This is a genomic window from Pseudoalteromonas piscicida (assembly GCF_000238315.3).
Taxonomy (GTDB): domain Bacteria; phylum Pseudomonadota; class Gammaproteobacteria; order Enterobacterales; family Alteromonadaceae; genus Pseudoalteromonas; species Pseudoalteromonas piscicida.
Window position 1 is genome coordinate 1,896,402 of the sequence record NZ_CP011924.1, and the last position, 16,241, is coordinate 1,912,642.

14 protein-coding genes and 8 tRNA genes are annotated in these 16,241 nt (G+C 42.4%); 5 read left to right on the forward strand and 17 right to left on the reverse strand.

Features of this window, described 5'->3' with window-relative positions; genetic code table 11:
* Positions 1-153: 153 nt before the first annotated feature.
* Positions 154-414, forward strand: coding sequence for a 30S ribosomal protein S20 (rpsT, locus tag PPIS_RS08770; protein ID WP_010370978.1), 261 nt, complete (start codon positions 154-156; stop codon positions 412-414).
* A 93-nt stretch (positions 415-507) separates the two neighbouring features.
* Here the strand turns inward: rpsT and PPIS_RS08775 are convergent, their stop codons facing one another.
* Positions 508-891, reverse strand: coding sequence for a response regulator (locus PPIS_RS08775; protein ID WP_010370975.1), 384 nt, complete (start codon positions 889-891; stop codon positions 508-510).
* 92 nt (positions 892-983) lie between these two features.
* On the opposite strand from PPIS_RS08775, the gene PPIS_RS08780 reads away from it, so the two are divergent.
* Positions 984-1,454 carry a hypothetical protein gene (locus PPIS_RS08780; RefSeq protein WP_010370973.1) on the forward strand — a complete coding sequence of 157 codons (471 nt, stop codon included), beginning with the start codon at positions 984-986 and terminating at the stop codon, positions 1,452-1,454.
* Positions 1,455-1,550: 96 nt separating this feature from the next.
* Here the strand turns inward: PPIS_RS08780 and PPIS_RS08785 are convergent, their stop codons facing one another.
* The 14 genes from PPIS_RS08785 to dnaQ form a co-directional block, all read right to left on the reverse strand.
* A complete protein-coding gene (locus PPIS_RS08785) occupies positions 1,551-2,504 on the reverse strand; it encodes an RbmA family biofilm matrix protein (RefSeq protein ID WP_010370969.1) in 954 nt (317 codons plus the stop codon).
* A gap of 337 nt (positions 2,505-2,841) precedes the next feature.
* Positions 2,842-5,919: an error-prone DNA polymerase gene (locus tag PPIS_RS08790; protein ID WP_010370966.1), complete on the reverse strand. Its 3,078-nt coding sequence runs from the start codon at positions 5,917-5,919 to the stop codon at positions 2,842-2,844.
* Complete coding sequence (locus PPIS_RS08795; protein ID WP_010370963.1) at positions 5,919-7,316, reverse strand: Y-family DNA polymerase; 1,398 nt, start codon at positions 7,314-7,316, stop codon at positions 5,919-5,921. Before PPIS_RS08795 ends, PPIS_RS08790 begins: the two co-directional genes overlap by 1 nt.
* Positions 7,317-7,318: 2 nt before the next feature.
* Positions 7,319-8,005, reverse strand: coding sequence for a translesion DNA synthesis-associated protein ImuA (gene imuA, locus PPIS_RS08800; protein WP_010370960.1), 687 nt, complete (start codon positions 8,003-8,005; stop codon positions 7,319-7,321).
* A 447-nt stretch (positions 8,006-8,452) separates the two neighbouring features.
* Positions 8,453-8,597: transfer RNA gene (locus PPIS_RS25100), tRNA-Asp, on the reverse strand.
* Positions 8,598-8,756: 159 nt separating this feature from the next.
* Positions 8,757-8,833: transfer RNA gene (locus PPIS_RS08805), tRNA-Asp, on the reverse strand.
* Between the two features lie 41 nt (positions 8,834-8,874).
* Positions 8,875-8,951 (reverse strand) — tRNA-Asp (locus PPIS_RS08810).
* A 49-nt stretch (positions 8,952-9,000) separates the two neighbouring features.
* Positions 9,001-9,077: transfer RNA gene (locus PPIS_RS08815), tRNA-Asp, on the reverse strand.
* A gap of 32 nt (positions 9,078-9,109) precedes the next feature.
* Positions 9,110-9,186, reverse strand: a tRNA-Asp gene (locus PPIS_RS08820).
* 32 nt (positions 9,187-9,218) lie between these two features.
* Positions 9,219-9,295, reverse strand: a tRNA-Asp gene (locus PPIS_RS08825).
* Between the two features lie 30 nt (positions 9,296-9,325).
* A tRNA-Asp gene (locus PPIS_RS08830) sits at positions 9,326-9,402 on the reverse strand.
* A 32-nt stretch (positions 9,403-9,434) separates the two neighbouring features.
* Positions 9,435-9,511: transfer RNA gene (locus PPIS_RS08835), tRNA-Asp, on the reverse strand.
* Positions 9,512-9,621: 110 nt separating this feature from the next.
* Positions 9,622-10,992, reverse strand: a complete 1,371-nt coding sequence (locus tag PPIS_RS08840; protein WP_010370956.1) for a TIGR03503 family protein — start codon at positions 10,990-10,992, stop codon at positions 9,622-9,624.
* Between the two features lie 101 nt (positions 10,993-11,093).
* Positions 11,094-11,804: a DNA polymerase III subunit epsilon gene (dnaQ, locus tag PPIS_RS08845; protein ID WP_010370953.1), complete on the reverse strand. Its 711-nt coding sequence runs from the start codon at positions 11,802-11,804 to the stop codon at positions 11,094-11,096.
* 69 nt (positions 11,805-11,873) lie between these two features.
* Here dnaQ and rnhA point away from each other — a divergent pair, with 69 nt between their 5' ends.
* On the forward strand, positions 11,874-12,344 hold the full coding sequence (gene rnhA, locus PPIS_RS08850) for a ribonuclease HI (protein ID WP_010370948.1): 471 nt from the start codon (positions 11,874-11,876) through the stop codon (positions 12,342-12,344).
* A gap of 63 nt (positions 12,345-12,407) precedes the next feature.
* Here the strand turns inward: rnhA and PPIS_RS08855 are convergent, their stop codons facing one another.
* Positions 12,408-13,157 (reverse strand): class I SAM-dependent methyltransferase, encoded by a 750-nt coding sequence (locus PPIS_RS08855; protein WP_010370946.1) that lies wholly within the window; start codon positions 13,155-13,157, stop codon positions 12,408-12,410.
* 52 nt (positions 13,158-13,209) lie between these two features.
* On the opposite strand from PPIS_RS08855, the gene gloB reads away from it, so the two are divergent.
* Both gloB and PPIS_RS08865 read left to right on the forward strand, forming a co-directional pair.
* Entirely contained in the window at positions 13,210-13,977 is a 768-nt protein-coding gene (gene gloB, locus PPIS_RS08860; RefSeq protein ID WP_010370943.1) for a hydroxyacylglutathione hydrolase, read from the forward strand.
* A gap of 227 nt (positions 13,978-14,204) precedes the next feature.
* A complete protein-coding gene (locus PPIS_RS08865) occupies positions 14,205-15,779 on the forward strand; it encodes a lytic transglycosylase (RefSeq protein ID WP_010370939.1) in 1,575 nt (524 codons plus the stop codon).
* Between the two features lie 224 nt (positions 15,780-16,003).
* On the opposite strand, the gene PPIS_RS08870 is transcribed toward PPIS_RS08865, so the two are convergent.
* Positions 16,004-16,204, reverse strand: a complete 201-nt coding sequence (locus tag PPIS_RS08870; protein WP_010370935.1) for a hypothetical protein — start codon at positions 16,202-16,204, stop codon at positions 16,004-16,006.
* Positions 16,205-16,241: the final 37 nt, after the last annotated feature.

Genomic DNA, 16,241 nt, shown 5'->3' on the forward strand with positions numbered 1-16,241 from the left:
TTGTACAGGTTAAGAATTGAGAATAGCCCAAGTCGAGTCTTGGGTGTTGAACATTAGGCCGCGCTTGTTAATTTATATTGACTTTTGCGATTAAAACAGGCATATTCCTCGGCCTTTAAATTAAGCTTATTTTAAGATTGTTAGGAGCAAACCTTGGCTAACATCAAGTCTGCAAAAAAACGCGCTATCACTAGCGAAAAGCGTCGTAAGCACAACGCAAGCCGTCGTTCAATGATGCGTACATACTTCAAAAAAGTAATCGCTGCAATTGAAGCTGGTGATAAAGAAGCTGCAACTCAAGCATTCGCTGTTGCTGCACCTATCCTAGACCGTTACGCAACTAAAGGTCTAATCCACAAAAACAAAGCTGCTCGTCATAAGAGCCGTTTAGTTGCTAAGATCAAAGCACTTTAATTTGTTGCTGGATTGAAAAAACCGACATTATGTCGGTTTTTTTATGTCTGTAATTTATATACTTTGGTATCAAAAGATAAAATCAGTGCAGTTTTAAACCAATTCTAAATCTGGGTAAAACTTTTTCAGCATAGCCGCGATTTTCTTTGGCGAAAATGGTTTAACAACAAAACCTTTAGCACCACGCTCAATAGCATCTTTAACATTGTCTACCGTTGAGTGTGCCGACACCATAACGACATTAATATTCGGGTTTATTTCATTTAGGGTTGCAATTAACTCTTTACCATCACCATCGGGCAGCTCAATATCTAGAAAGACAATATCAAAATGTTGCTCTTCACATGACTTTACACACTGCGTTGCAGTGGAGGCTTCTCTTACATGATCAATGCCTAAGTGCATTAAGGTTTGATGTAAAAAGCTGCGAACTGTCCCTACATCATCGACGATTAAAATAGAGATATTTTGATCCATAGTCCTTTCCCGTAGGCTGTAGTGTAAAAATAAGCTATTATACTTAGCATAGAAGCATTATAGAGACCTGCAACTAAAAGGCTACTTAAAGCATGGCAAAACCATCAAAAAAACAATCGCTTTTAGGTCAAGTACAGTCCAACCAAAAGAAACGCACTAGTACAACAAAAAACCGTCGACCATCGCCACAACAAATTGCAGCGATGAAGGCTCAGCAAACCGCACAAGCACAGCAAGCACAAACTGCTACAGATAATGATAGACCTAAGGGAAAAGGTAAGTGGATAGCACTTGCAGTCATTGGAATACTATTCGTTGTCTTGCCAAAACCACAACTGATTACTTATGAGAAATTAGGCCTTGTGGCTAGTAGTGTATATTGGTCTGGTCTTCCGGGTATTGATCCTGTGCTATTTGACTCAAATTTACACCCAAAGCCAGCACTTGAGCGTAATACACTATACCTATGTCACGATTTGAAAAACCCAGATACGTGCCAAAAGTACCAAATAATCAAGCAAGAAGGCTTTATAGCGGCCATGATGAAATTGCTTCAGTCTTAAAAAATCGCTTTGAAAGGGCAACGGAACTTCTATAATGATGATACGGCTTAAACAACCGTATCATCATTTTTTAAACTTCGCTGGGTAAAAGTTAGCTTAGCGGACATAAATCCACATTTTAGTTCCATTATAATAGGGTGAGGTATCTGCACCTCCCCATCCCGAGCCACTTTTTTCTTTAATAAATTTAGTTGAAGAATAATCGTATACGGAAGTAATGCCTTGATTTGAACCAAATAGCGAATAGTCTTGTCCCTTGCCATTACAACCACCAGTTTCGTTGTGGGCTAATAGGTTTTCTGTCAGGGACTCAGCCAATGGTTTGCAATTTGCGCTCTTCAAAATATCCATATCTAGCACGGCTGTAATTTTATCAGCTACCACCAATACCTCTTGGGAAACATATTTTAACTCTTGCCACTTTTGATCAGAGACAACACTTGCTTCACTATCTAAAGAAGTAAGCTCTTCAACCTCCTCATTAGGTAATGCCTTATTTTTAATTCCAACGAGTGTCCAACCACCACCTTTAGTTTCCATATCACAATACACCTGATAAGGTACTGGTGCACTCTCGGACTTTATCGTATAAATGCCACTTCCTTGGCTCTGCCCATCGATCAGTATTTCATGACAACTGGCGCCTTTCTTTTCTCCATATTGCTTAAAGAATGAAAAGTTAGAAGATGTGATCTCACCCGTATCCTTATTATATACAGATAGTACGTAATTATATTCTCCAGCAGGAAACTCAGGAGGCACAACAACACTTGGCCTGGTCTGCTCAAAGCTTGCACCAGCTGATAATGTAATATTACTTGCAGCTGAACGGTTATATAGCTCCCCTTTAGGAAAAATCAACGTGTCATAGTACCTTAGGTTAGCATCTGCACTACCTTCATTTTTTATGACGGTATCAAAGTTAACTCGACCACCTATCGCTTCTACCGTAGCATTTTCATTATCTGCTGTAGCTTGGACAATAACCGTAGCGTGAGAAACTGAAGAAAAAAGTAGAGGGATAAGTAGTGTATTTCTTTTTAGTGTCATTCGTTACGTCCTTTTATAACGTATTTTTAATTAGGCTTATACCAATTCACTCAATTAAGTGGTCTATTTTGAGGCAAGAAAAGCATGTCAATAGCTCCGCTTCAGCATCCTACTATCGCCAAGATACCTAAATCCACATTTAGGCTAGGCAAAAATTTTGCTATTTAATTGTTCTAAATAAGAAATTTTTAACGCAGCTAGCGTCAGGTTAATCCCTCAAGTTGAGCAAGTATTAAATCAAATTGGCATTAGATACTGTACCTGAAAGAAAAAAAATAGAAATGATTTATGTCAACAATAAAGGCTGCAGCAAAAGTTTCCCCCTCTACACTGAGTTTTAGTGGAAAGCGCGAGCCTTAATTTTCATTGCTTCTAGTAACTCACTTCTATCGATTAACTTACCAGCAATAACATGTACCACTTCACCCTCTTTCTCTACTATGCCTTTTATTTCTAATAGCTGAGCGCCCATATAGGCTTGCTTTTGTGCTCGAGCAGTACCAGACCACACAATTACATTGATGTTGCCTGTTTCGTCTTCCAAAGTAAAAAAGGTCACGCCTTTTGCGGTACCTGGGGCTTGCTTTCCTGTTACCAGCCCTATCACTGTTACTAACGATTTATGCGGTCGATAAAGCAGTTCATTGGCCTTAACCGTTCGGGCTATAAGCTTAGCTTGCTCAAGTTGCTTGATTGGGTGAGTGCGTAAGGAAACCTTAGTGCTATTATAATCTTCCTGTAAGTTTTCAAACTCTGTGGCGCTAAAGTGACTATATTGCGACTCTTTCTCTTCAATATCGCTGAATAGTGGCAAGGTTTTACTTTGATCTGCAAGCGACCACCTAGCAGCATAACGGCTATCCACAAAGTGATGTAAAGCATCCGCAGAAATCAACTTTTCAATAGTACTGTTGGTAATACCAGCTTGTTGTAACTGCACGATTTTACCAAACCCTTCTTGAGGTCTGCATTGTAATAATTGCAGTGCTTCTTCTTCACTTAACCCTTTTATAAGCCGAAGTCCTAAACGGATCGCAAACGTTGTTTGTCTTGGCTCTTGTACGACTTGATGTTCGTAATTGGACTGGTTAACACAAATAGGTAAAATGCTAACCTTATGCCTTGATGCATCTTGCAACAGCTGTGAAGCCGAATAAAACCCCATTGGTAAACTATTAAGTAGAGCGGTATAAAACATTGCTGGGTAGTAGTATTTCAACCACGCAGAGGCATAAGCCAACACAGCAAAAGAAGCTGAGTGACTTTCAGGAAAACCATATTCACCAAAGCCACAAATCTGCTCAAAAATCCGCTCAGCAAATTGTGCTTCATAGCCCCGCTCCAGCATGCCTCGAATAAGCTTTTCTCTAAACTGCATCAGCTCTCCGGTTTTCTTCCATGACGCCATAGCTCGGCGTAGGCTATCTGCTTCTCCTCCAGTAAATCCAGCTGCAACCATAGCCAGTTTTATCACTTGTTCTTGGAAAATAGGAACCCCCATGGTCCTCTCTAATACAGATTTAACCGCTTCTGATGGATAAGTCACTTGCTCTTCACCATCTCGTCGCTTTAAAAATGGATGCACCATATCCCCTTGAATAGGGCCGGGACGTACAATGGCAATTTGGATCACTAAGTCGTAGTAATTCGCGGGTTTCAGCCTTGGCAACATACTCATTTGCGCGCGAGACTCTACTTGAAACACGCCAACACTATCCCCTTTTTGCAACATCTTATAGACCAAAGGGTCGTCTTGCATACGAGTCAATTGGGCAAGATCCAGGTTTCGCTTCGTATGCGCTACAATATAGCCAAAACACTTACGGATAGCGCTTAGCATACCCAAGGCCAAGATATCGACTTTGAGTAACTTAAGGGTTTCAAGGTCATCTTTATCCCATTGAATAATTGTGCGCTCTGGCATAGCTGCATTTTCTACGGGCACTAATTCATGTAATGGACTTTCTGAGATAACAAAACCACCAACATGCTGCGATAAATGCCTTGGAAACCCCATAATGTCATTAACCAACTGAATAAAGTGCTGACCTTTTAATGAGTTTGGCTCTAACCCTAGCTCCACTAATTGGGCCTGCCAGTTAAGTCCTTTATCACGGCGGTTGAGATGCTTAATAAAGTACTCTATTTGCGCCATTTCAATGCCCAAGGCTTTGCCAACATCACGCATGGCACTTTTTAAACGATACGTGATCACCGTTGCTGCTAATGCTGCGCGTTTACGGCCATATTTCTTGTAGATATATTGGATCACCTCTTCACGACGTTGGTGTTCAAAATCTACATCTATATCGGGTGGCTCATTACGCTCTTTACTAATAAAACGCTCGAACAATACGCCCACTTGCCGAGGGTCAACTGCGGTTATCTCTAAGCAATAGCAGACCACAGAGTTAGCGGCTGAGCCTCGCCCTTGATATAAGATTTGATGCTGTTTTGCATACATCACAATGTCATGAATAGTGATAAAGAAAAACGGATAATCAAGCGCTTCGATAAGCGAGAGCTCTTTATCAATAATGGCTTCTATATCTGGCGGCACGCCATCAGGAAAGCGAACTTGTTTACCCTTTTCGACCAACGCGCGTAAATAAGCCATTGGAGTAAAGCCTTTAGGCACTAACTCCTGAGGATACTGATAATGCAATGAGTCTAAATTAAATACACATCGCTTCGCGATATTGGCACTTTCTTCAAGAAAGGTAGGTGAGAACAACTTATTAAGCTTAGAGATAGATCTCAGTGCCGACTCGCTATTACTAATCATTTTCTCAGGGATCTCGCTTATCACACGATTCTGTCGAATGGCTGTCAGTGTGTGCTGTAGCGCTAGTCTAGACGGGCAGTGCATAAGCACCCCACCAACAGTGCAGACAGGTATTTGATAAGCTTTTGACAGTTTTACACAATGGGTAAAGTAATGTACATCTTCTGCACTCAAGTTACGTCGGTAGCCAATCCATACTCTATTTGGGTGATATTTACACAGCCATTGCAATGCTTGAACATCTTGACTGTTCCCCTTTGGCAACCACAACAATAAAACATGCTTAAGCGACATAATATCCCACTCACTAAGCTGATATTGTCCCTTCTCCGTTCGCTGGCGAGCATTACTGATCACTCGACATAACTCTGTATAAGCGAGCTGGCAAGGACAAATAGCAACCAAGTCAATATTGTTGTACTTCAGCAAACTCCCAACTATGAGTTTTATCTTGAGCTTATGATCACGAATATAAGCATGAGCACGGACAATGCCAGCCAAAGAGCATTCGTCAGTAATGGCTATTGCGCTATAACCTAAAAAATTTGCTTGTTTGACCAACTCTTCTGGTCGCGATGCGCCAGTCAAAAATGAAAAGTTGCTCTGGCAAAAAAGCTCGGCATAAGACATTAGCTAAATACTCCATGAATATACCAATGGTTATTTTGCTCTCGAAATACCCATAACCGCTGCGCTTGTTCATTTTGTACAATAAAATAATCTCGCTGGACCGGCTCACCGTCCCACCACCCTGAAGCAATACGCTCTGGACCAGAAATAATATTGACTCTTTCACATAAAGGCTGTGGCTTCGGAAATAGAATGGTAGGTCTTAATTTACTCTTGAGTGTCGTGAAATGTGGCTCGTGGCTATAATTACTGGCCTTTTCAGGACGAGGATCGCCTGTAAGTTGTAAACCTTGCACAGCCTGCTCACCGAGCTTAGCACATAGAATAGCCCGCAGCTCTTGCGCAGACATCGCACTTTGCTGCGTTGAGAAGAGATCTTTTATTGTGGCATGCTGCGTTTCTAGTGCATCAGCTTTGAGTGAAACACTTTGTACGGGCGCATCTAAGGTTATGGATTCTAGCTTGAGGTTTAACAAACGCTGCCAATTTTCCGCCTTATATTCAGGCTCCGCGCTGTTTAATGTGATTTCTAAAGCCTCTTTATCTCGAAGTGCTAAGGTAAAATAAAGCGTTCGAGTTACTAAGTTACGTTGCTGTAGGAATAAGGCTAAACGCGATAGCAAATGCTCGATTGGCTTTTCTAACCAAGCCATTACTTCGACTTCGTAAAGTAAAGGTGCAGTAAGCTCAAAAGTTTCCGCAGGTTGGTAATAGTTAAGAGTTTCCTTTAGCTTTCCAAACAAGCAGCCTACATAATGTACGAGTTCAGTATCAAAACGTTTAGCCAGCTCACTGAGTGCAAACTGCTCTAACTGCGCCACATTTTTAACTCCGGTGCGAGCAAGCAGCTCAATCACCCGACTGTCTAGACTTGTATGTGTTAGTCCAATTTTCCCCAAGTAATGACGCTTTTGGCACAGCGTTAACATAAGCGCATTGCAATGCTCTCGCGCCAAGAGTTTAGCCATTATTGTGGACTCACCCATGCCGTAATAATAACTCTTGCCAAGCTGCGCTAATTGTCCAGATATTACTTGCCAGTAACTTGGCAAATCATGATAGAGCGACAGCATAGAATCGACTTTAAGCACAAGGCCATTAGGTTCATCGATTACAATATCTGCACTTACTTGATAAAGCATATTGGCAATTTCTAATAGCTGCTGTCTTTCTAGAAGGTCGTCGTAGGGCAAAACATGAAGCTGTGTACACAATGCACAAGCAGTCCCAAGGCCCATTCCTATTTTTATACCTCGCTGCTGCGCTGCATCATTTAGCTGTACTATCTGGTTTTTGCGGCCATCAATAATAACAACGGGTGTCACAAAATCACCGGAAACTGTTTGCTTTGTCATTCCTTCTAGTTGCAGCATAGGAAAATAGAGATATAACCACATAACTAGCTCGTTAAACGCCGCTCATAGCCCGAAAATGCAACTATATTATCGCTAACATGAGGTAGATTTGGCTTTTCAAGCTCTGGCCAATAGTGGGGATTCTCTAGTTTAAGACTGCGATGTGCAAAGTGCCCCTTGTGCTTCTTTACTGTCACATCCAAGCCGCTGTGCTGTGCTTGTAAAACCACTGAAAGTGTAAATGGTAAAGTCTGGGCGTACTGCGCTTGATACAAAGCAAATAACCTACAACCTCCCGCCTGTGCACCTAACTGCAAACGCTTTACAGCAGCAATAGAAAGCGCTTCGTGCCAAAGTACAAGCGCACTACACGCACCACTTTTTACACATTGTTCCGCAGCCCACAATGCTTTTTTTTCACTTGGTGGCTGCAATATCATAAATTCACTCAGATCTAACGATAAATAATGCAATGCTGCGGCATGTATTTGCCCTGGAGGATTAATTAATACCTTCAAACGGTTATCATCCACAAAATGGGGCAATATCAACCTTAACTCTCCTACTCCCATTGCAGTTTTCACACCAATCACACCTTGTTGCGGCCAACCACCGCACAGCAAATCGTCAAGTGCAGCAAAGCGAGTACTGACGACATCATGCTGCACGGCCTGTCCACGTCCACGCCAAAGCAAGTTTTTACGCTCAAGAAGATCTATATAATTCGCCATACATCACCAAAAACTGTTTATATATACAGTATATTTAAATAAAGGCAGATCGCAAGTAGATCGCTAGAAAAGAGGCGAGTTAAAAATAACCATAGTTTGCGCTTTAAGTTAATCGTGTTTTGCTTAGGAGAAATGAGATCTACAAAGTGTATTTGTATAAAAGGCGACAAGAACTGAGACGTAAAACAATGAGTGTGGCGCGTAGATAATCGTCTTTTGGCCTCGATGAGTGCTACCCACTTAGGCAACAACTAACCAACTGAACTACCACTTCGCTGCAACTGGCAAAGTTATAACGACATTATTATAAGCTTATGTTGAAAATAAGTTACTTGATAGTGATGACAAAAGAAAGGCTAAAGCAAATGAGCTATTTGATTTTTGATTTTTGATTTTTGATTTTTGATTTTTGATCAAGGAAGCTTGCTTAGAAGAGAAAGTGCAAACTGGCGGAGTGGACGGGACTCGAACCCGCGACCCCCGGCGTGACAGGCCGGTATTCTAACCAACTGGTGGCGCGTAGATAATCGTCTTTTGGCCTCGATGAGTGCTACCCACTTAGGCAACAACTAACCAACTGAACTACCACTTCGCTGCAACTGGCAAAGTTATAACGACATTATTATAAGCTTATGTTGAAAATAAGTTACTTGATAGTGATGACAAAAGAAAGGCTAAAGCAAATGAGCTATTTGATTTTTGATTTTTGATTTTTGATCAAGGAAGTGATAGATTTGCAAGATATCTTAAATGGCGGAGTGGACGGGACTCGAACCCGCGACCCCCGGCGTGACAGGCCGGTATTCTAACCAACTGAACTACCACTCCGCAGAGATATCTTAATGACATTATTTTACTCGTTTTAGTGTTGGCGGAGTGGACGGGACTCGAACCCGCGACCCCCGGCGTGACAGGCCGGTATTCTAACCAACTGAACTACCACTCCAGCGAGTAAACAAGCTGTCATAAAGCTTGAATATAGTTATGCGATATATTGGCGGAGTGGACGGGACTCGAACCCGCGACCCCCGGCGTGACAGGCCGGTATTCTAACCAACTGAACTACCACTCCACTGAGTATTCGCATTTTTTGCTTCGAAGTGTTGGCGGAGTGGACGGGACTCGAACCCGCGACCCCCGGCGTGACAGGCCGGTATTCTAACCAACTGAACTACCACTCCATAAGAAGCAAATGCACGTTTGTAATAAGTATTGGCGGAGTGGACGGGACTCGAACCCGCGACCCCCGGCGTGACAGGCCGGTATTCTAACCAACTGAACTACCACTCCAGCGCGACTTATTGATACTACGAAGAAATTTGGCGGAGTGGACGGGACTCGAACCCGCGACCCCCGGCGTGACAGGCCGGTATTCTAACCAACTGAACTACCACTCCATAAGAAGCAAATGCACGTTTGTAATAAGTATTGGCGGAGTGGACGGGACTCGAACCCGCGACCCCCGGCGTGACAGGCCGGTATTCTAACCAACTGAACTACCACTCCGCGTCATATTCTTGCAGTGTTTGCTGTAAGGTGTGCTCCCTGACAGCGGCGTGAATAATACGAATGACCCCCTCATGAGTCAACCGTTTTTTGAAAAAAAACCGTGTTTTTTAGTTATCTTTCATTGAAAGGTTCAAAATATCACCTAATTTGTCATTTTTTGAACCATTCCCTGCTGCGTTATTTTCAGATGGCCCTAAATCATCAAGATCAATGACTTCTTCGGTTTTCTTAAATGGATTCTTTGGCATTGGTATTTTTAGTCTAATTGGCTTTTTTTGCACCAAAATACGAATGGCTAACCAACCGAGCAATAATACAACTAAGTTACCAGCAACAATAATACTGACTAGTAGCGCTGTACTTATAGTCGGCTCTGGTTCTGGCTCAGGTTGTTCCACTGCCGGTAACGCAGCGGCTTCCAATTCAGGCACTTTTTCAATGGGTCTTTCAATTTCAAAATTGTAATTTGGCAGTGTTGCCATAAACTCACGGCCATTGATATTTTCACCAAATGCGGAGATTTCTACAGTATAACGCCCCCAATCATAATTCTTGATTGGCAGCTGACGATAAAGCCGCTCTTCTGCATCTAAGGTAAACATCTGCTCTTCACCATTGGGGTAGAAAATTTTACCCTGTAGCAATATGGTCTCAGGTTTCACAACCGTGTCGTCTATCGTAATAGTAAGGCCATGTTCAAGCTCGTTTTCACCCGCTAGCATCAATTCAAAGTTGAATGGCGGCTCAGCGATAACAATAGGTGATTTTATCACTCTTCTTTTTAGAATGGGCGTTTCAATGAAGAATTCAGGCTGCCACTCTCCCGCTGGAAAGTTTAACTTAAACTCACCAGTAAAAATTCCATCCAAGGGTCTTTCATCAAACTCTCGGCCATCATCTTTAAAGTCGGTCACGCTTTGCGTACCTGCACCAAAGTTGGCATATTCATCGTTATTGGTACTAGAAAACTCCACATACAAAGTCACGACATCCCTGAAGTAACCCACATCTATCTGTTTGCCATCATTAGTCACACGCCCTGTTACCTTCAGCACTTCACCACGGAATAATAGCGGGGGCAAAGCCTCAACTTCGAGCTCAATGTCACCAAGCACCATTATGCGGCTGCTTTTTTGGATCTGTCCGATGACTTGCCAAGGGCCTGGCGTTGGGTTCTTTAGAATGATCAAGTCATAACTGACTTCGTCGTACCATTGCAGTGCATCATTATCTAGCGAACTGGTCGCATAATATTTACTACCATCAGGCTTCACAAGTACCACGGCGGGAGCGCCTGGTGCACGAAAAAACAGTAAAGTGATCTCTTCAATATTATAATCAATGCGAAAACGGTTATCTAAAAGAGGGATTTCATTTACCTTACCGTCCCGCTGCAACATCGTTATCTGTGGTGTTTGAGCGCCAACAACCGTACTTACTAGCAGTACAAACCCCAAGATAAGCTGTTTTAGATTCATGCATTAACCTTACATTGCGTTGATGGCCTGAGTGATCTTTTTTTTGGGATAAAGTCCCTAATTAAGCGGCTACTCCACCCCAACGATACCGATTATATTCATTATTGTTGCCACAGACTTTGTCCACAAGCTTTGTTTACAAGCTCTAAACGTTCTGTATGTGCTTGTTCTTCATCGGCAGAAGCACGTAAAACTTTAAGTGCAGGGCGATTGCTGTCTAAACGAATAATGCCACCGGCTGAGTTAGCCTGATCACCTTTATTTTGATTCGCCAAATTCAGCTTTTTTTGGCCTCCCGTCATCGACAAGTAAACATCAGCAAGGATCTCGGAATCCAGTAAAGCGCCGTGCAGCGTACGCTTTGAGTTATCGATATCGTAGCGACGGCAAAGCGCATCTAGGCTGTTCTTCTGGCCCGGATGAAGATCCCTTGCCATCACCAAAGTATCTAGCACTTGGCAATAGTCATGTGTAGCAGGAAAGCCTTGGTTTAACTTAGCAAACTCGTGATCCATAAAGCCGACGTCAAACGGCGCATTATGAATGACAAGCTCAGCTCCTTTAATATAGTCAAAAAACTCTTGCGCAATTTGATGGAAAAAAGGTTTATCACGTAAAAATTCGTTGGTGATACCGTGAACATCAATGGCTTCTTCTTCAATGTCGCGCTGAGGGTTAATATATACGTGGAAGTTATTCCCCGTTAGTCTGCGATTGACCAGCTCAACACAACCAATTTCAATGATCCTGTGCCCTGCTTTAGGATCAATACCTGTGGTTTCTGTATCCAGTACTATTTGCCGTGTGTGCATATCGTTGCCCGCTTAACTTTGCTATTATTTTGCCCTATTCGCACATTTTACATAAAAATAGGCAATTCAGTGCAAAAAACCGTAGAGATTTATACCGATGGCTCGTGTTTAGGCAACCCAGGTCCAGGTGGTTATGGTGTTTACCTTTCCTATCAAGGACATGAAAAAGAAATGAGTGCAGGGTATAAACTCACAACCAATAATAGAATGGAAATGCTTGCAGCCATTGTTGCACTCGAAACATTAAAGCGCCCCTGCGATATCATTCTCTATACCGACAGCCAATATGTTAAGCAAGGCATTGAGTCTTGGCTTGAAAATTGGAAAAAGCGCAATTGGAAAACCGCAGCCAAACAACCGGTAAAAAATGTCGATTTATGGCAAAGACTGGACGCTGCCACCAGCCGACACACGATCCAATGGCGCTGGGTAAAAGGCCACGCTGGAAATAAATACAATGAGCTTGTTGATGATTTAGCGCGTGAAGCGGCTTCAGGTTCAAACCTACTTATAGATGAAGGCTACGAAGCCAGCGTCTAACTAAGGGATCATTCAATAACAAATAACAGCTCCCTTAAGATTTATCTTAAGTAATAATACTCGTTATTCTTTATCTTGGCAGGTTTGCCTGAGTCCAGCCCCTTTCACAGCGGGTGTCCACTTAGGCTTTACATGCCACTTGGGCTTGATCGGAGTAAGCGGCATCACCCGCTTTCTTGCCACCAACATATACACGCTTCCCATCGGCTTTAAGTAATGACGACAAAAGCGGCGCCATGGCGCAAAACGAGAAAGCCTCGAGCCTCGCGCTAAAGACGCATAAATAAAGCGCTCGTCACCAACAATCTCAAACCCGAGTAAATCTAGCCAATCCTTCACCCGAGATGGAGTAAAGAAGCGCCCTGACCAAGGTAATTTTTCTTTACTAAAGGGAAGCATTTGCGCCACACCACATAAACTAAACGGATTAAAACCTGAGATCACAATATAACCACCGGGAATAAGCGTGCGATGGGCTTCGCGTAGAATATGATGCGGATCAGAATGATATTCTAAGCACTGGCTTAAAATACAAGCATCGACTGAGTTTTCGTAAAAAGGTAGCTCGTCAATTTCAGCAAATACCCCAACATGTTTACCCTGTGGGGCAACACAAACTTGATGCTTAATCGGGCTGGCAGAGGTATTCATTTGGCCGCTCAAACAGCCGAGTTTTAGCATGTGGTAACCAAACATTCTTGGTAGCCATTCATCCAGTCGTTTTTGGATCCCTACTTTTAAATATTCACCGTGAGGAAAGTCTTGCCACTCATCGGGTTTGGGTCCTTGTAAAAAACTTAACGCTGGTTTCATTTACTAAGCTCGTTATACTTGTGTTATTAATCACTTTATAGAGCATTGCGTTATGGTGCAAGTCGATGCAATCAAAGCATTTGATGACAATTATATCTGGGTGATAAAAGACCCTCTAAGTTCAAACTGTTGGGTGGTTGACCCCGGTGACGAACAACCTGTTTTAGATTACCTCGCCAAGTTTGATTTAACACTCCAAGGCATATTAGTCACCCATCACCATTGGGATCACACTGATGGCATTGCCCCGCTTTTATCACATTTTCCCAGCTTAACAGTGTACGGACCTAAAAATGGTAAATATAAAGGCATTACTCATAGCCTTAGTGAACACGATAAGATCACACTTTTTGATACCACGCTGAACATTATTGCCACCCCTGGACATACGTTAGACCATATCTGTTATGTAAATGATGAGCTGGCCTTTACCGGTGATACCTTATTCAACGCAGGTTGCGGCAGACTTTTTGAGGGAACACCAAGCCAAATGTGGCACTCCTTTGAAAAGCTACTCACCCTACCTGACACATGTAAAGTGTATTGCACGCACGAGTACACGCTCGCGAACCTTGCTTTTGCTGAGGCTGTTGAGCCTACTAACCAAGCACTAACCCAGTATCACCAACAAGCAAAGTCATTACGAGCCAATAACGAGCGTACAGTGCCGACAACAATTGAACAGCAAAAAGCAATCAATCCTTTTGTACGTGCCGCAAATGAAGCCATTCTCACCCATGTTCCACCGCAATTTATCGCGTCAGAAAATACACCAGAAGCTCGCTTTAGTGCGCTGAGAAAATGGAAGGATAACTTCTAAAATATTCAATAGTGACCTAATGTAACGCCAAAATGACGCTTTTTTGGCGCACTTACATGGGAAGTATTGAATAAATTATCCATTTTCTTTGCAATACCGCCAAGAATAAGCATATCTAACGATTTTTAGGAAGTCGAAATAAAATAATAAAGAAGCTTTAAATGCTGGTACAAACTCGGTAATATTGCCGAGTTTTTGTCCGAACCCCCAAGCAAAAGAACGCATTTATGAAAAAGCTCGCCTTTATTATTGCATCAACAGCAATATTAAGTGGTTGTGAAATCACACAAGAAACCCCATTGGAAACTGCAACTGAACAAGTGAAGCAGGCCAACTTAGATCACGCGAGCCCTTATGATATCTCTCAAACACTCAGTACCTCATGGCAAGACGAAGATGAAGATGCTGTGCCTGTATTTGATGATGTATGGGAGCGGATCCGTTATCAGTTATCTATCGAAGTGCCACAAAATAGACCGGTTGTCGCCGAACGTAATTACTATCAACGTCATCAAGCCTATTTAGACCGTATCGCAAAACGTGCAGAACCTTACCTCTACTATATTGTTGAAGAAGTAGAAAAGCGCAATATGCCGGTAGAAATCGCGTTGTTACCTATTGTGGAAAGCGCATTCGATCCATTTGGCTATTCACACCGCACCGCTTCCGGTATTTGGCAGTTTATGCCACAAACTGGTGAGCGCTTTAACCTTAAACAAAATTGGTGGTATGACGGTCGTCGCGATATTATCGCATCAACGCAAGCGGCACTTGATTATCTCACCTATCTCCATAAAACGCTGGAGGGCGATTGGTTAAACGCAATTGCCGCTTACAACTCAGGTGAAGGCCGATTGCTCAATGCAATCCGGAAAAATCGTAAAAAGCATTTGCCTACCGATTTTTGGTCTCTCGATTTACCTCGTGAAACCACCGCGTATGTGCCTAAATTACTTGCCTTATCCGACCTCTTAAAACGCTCAGATGAGTTTAAGGTCGCGTGGCAACCTATCATCAATGCCCAAGTTGTTGATATAGTTGAGGTAGGGTCACAAATTGATTTAGCACTTGCCGCTGAAATGGCTGATATATCTTTAACTGAACTCTATCGCCTCAATCCAGGTTTTAATCGTTGGGCCACCGATCCAGATGGCCCACACCAGCTATTATTACCCATGGAAAAGGTTGATGCTTTTCAAGAAAAATTAGCTAAAACCGAAGTAAAAGATAGGCTTCGTTGGCAATATTATACGGTGCAAAAAGGAGACAGCCTGTCGGTCGTTGCGACTAAATTTAATACTAGTATCGGCGCCATTCGCTCACTTAATAGCATCGATGGCAATATGATCCGTGTTGGCCAGAAGCTATTGGTGCCACTAAGTGATGGCGAATTGCAAAGTGAGCATTTACCACCAGAAGTGCGCCTTGCCGCCAACAAAGTAACCAAGAAAAAGCTCAGCCACACGGTAAAGTCAGGCGATACATTGTGGGATATCAGCCGCGAATATGATGTTACCGTTAAGCAATTAGCTAGCTGGAATAAGTTAAAAACCAATGCCGTTTTGCGCCTTGGACAAAAACTTACTGTCTTTAAAGATGAAAAAGCAGCGGCTCAAACCGTACTCGTCAACACTGAGCGCACAATCACTTATAAAGTGCGTAAAGGCGACTCACTGGCACGTATCGCCACTAAATTTAACGTTAGCGTGAATGAAATCGTCAAATGGAATAACCTGACTGGGCAGAAGTATCTCCAGCCAGGTCAAAAGTTAAAACTGAAAGTTCAAACTAAACGTGTTTAGCACTAAGAAATAGGGTTTAAAAATAAAAATCCAATATCTGTGATGATATTGGATTTTTACATATTAAAGCAGCACTTTTGACTCACTTTTCCTTAAAAATTATGACAGTACTATCTATCGTTTAAATACACAGTTTTTCAATGTTACTTACAGCTGATTTAAACCCCAAAATTTGGTTAGACTTCAATACTGATTAAAGAAAATTTCATAAAGAACTGATATCGTTAATACATTATTGGCGTACCACCAATCCTCCTGCAAATTCTCGATGCGTTATCCGCGTCCCGATAATCAGTAAACGAGTCAGCCCATAACAACTCACCATTTTTGTAACATTCAAGGTAAATTTCCTCGTATGCAGTTGCGTCGGCAGACATAGCGGTGGCAAAGATTGCAGAAACAGCAAATAGAATTGGTTTAATCATTATTTTTTCCTTTTCATTATTTATGAATTCTAAGTGT

Bases quoted from the DNA above. Each gene is read 5' to 3' on its own strand.
- imuA (WP_010370960.1), bottom strand. From the start codon at position 8,005: ATGGCGAATTATATAGATCTTCTTGAGCGTAAAAACTTGCTTTGGCGT.
- PPIS_RS08780 (WP_010370973.1), top strand. From the start codon at position 984: ATGGCAAAACCATCAAAAAAACAATCGCTTTTAGGTCAAGTACAGTCC.
- PPIS_RS08790 (WP_010370966.1), bottom strand. From the start codon at position 5,919: ATGTCTTATGCCGAGCTTTTTTGCCAGAGCAACTTTTCATTTTTGACT.
- PPIS_RS08840 (WP_010370956.1), bottom strand. From the start codon at position 10,992: ATGAATCTAAAACAGCTTATCTTGGGGTTTGTACTGCTAGTAAGTACG.
- PPIS_RS08795 (WP_010370963.1), bottom strand. From the start codon at position 7,316: ATGTGGTTATATCTCTATTTTCCTATGCTGCAACTAGAAGGAATGACA.
- dnaQ (WP_010370953.1), bottom strand. From the start codon at position 11,804: ATGCACACACGGCAAATAGTACTGGATACAGAAACCACAGGTATTGAT.
- PPIS_RS08865 (WP_010370939.1), top strand. From the start codon at position 14,205: ATGAAAAAGCTCGCCTTTATTATTGCATCAACAGCAATATTAAGTGGT.
- PPIS_RS08870 (WP_010370935.1), bottom strand. From the start codon at position 16,204: ATGATTAAACCAATTCTATTTGCTGTTTCTGCAATCTTTGCCACCGCT.
- PPIS_RS08855 (WP_010370946.1), bottom strand. From the start codon at position 13,157: ATGAAACCAGCGTTAAGTTTTTTACAAGGACCCAAACCCGATGAGTGG.
- gloB (WP_010370943.1), top strand. From the start codon at position 13,210: ATGGTGCAAGTCGATGCAATCAAAGCATTTGATGACAATTATATCTGG.
- PPIS_RS08775 (WP_010370975.1), bottom strand. From the start codon at position 891: ATGGATCAAAATATCTCTATTTTAATCGTCGATGATGTAGGGACAGTT.
- PPIS_RS08785 (WP_010370969.1), bottom strand. From the start codon at position 2,504: ATGACACTAAAAAGAAATACACTACTTATCCCTCTACTTTTTTCTTCA.